We start from the raw sequence: 390 nt of genomic DNA, 5'->3' as shown, positions 1-390 counted from the left end.
AAAAACGTTGACCCTCCTCTGCATTGCTTTACCCTTTCCTGAGTTTCATTAAACTCAAATACATGAAAACCATTTCCAGATCTAAAGGAAGTTTTAATGCTTTATTACCCTTGATGGTATTTGTTCTCACCTTTTTGGGAGCCGGTATCTACCTCAACGATTTCTATGCGCTACCTTCACCTATCGCGGTAGTAATGGGAATCGCCCTGGCTTTTATCCTTTTCAAAGATTCCATAGATTCCAAAGTTTCCACCTTTTTAAAAGGTTGCGGGGACGATAAGATCATGACCATGTGTGTCATTTATTTACTGGCGGGTGCTTTTGCAGTGGTTACCAAAGCCACAGGTAGTGTAGCGGCAGTGGTAGAAGTGGGAATGCAGGTAATTTCTG

1 pseudogene is annotated in these 390 nt (G+C 42.1%); it reads left to right on the top strand.

The features are described from left to right. Nucleotides 1-62 precede the first annotated feature (62 nt). Nucleotides 63-390, top strand: a pseudogene (locus HC175_RS20065) (Na+/H+ antiporter NhaC family protein); the annotation flags it as partial.

It is taken from the genome of Salinimicrobium oceani (genome assembly GCF_012037645.1).
The sequence above is the reverse complement of the archived record's forward strand: the minus strand, read 5'-3'. Positions and strand labels throughout refer to the sequence as shown.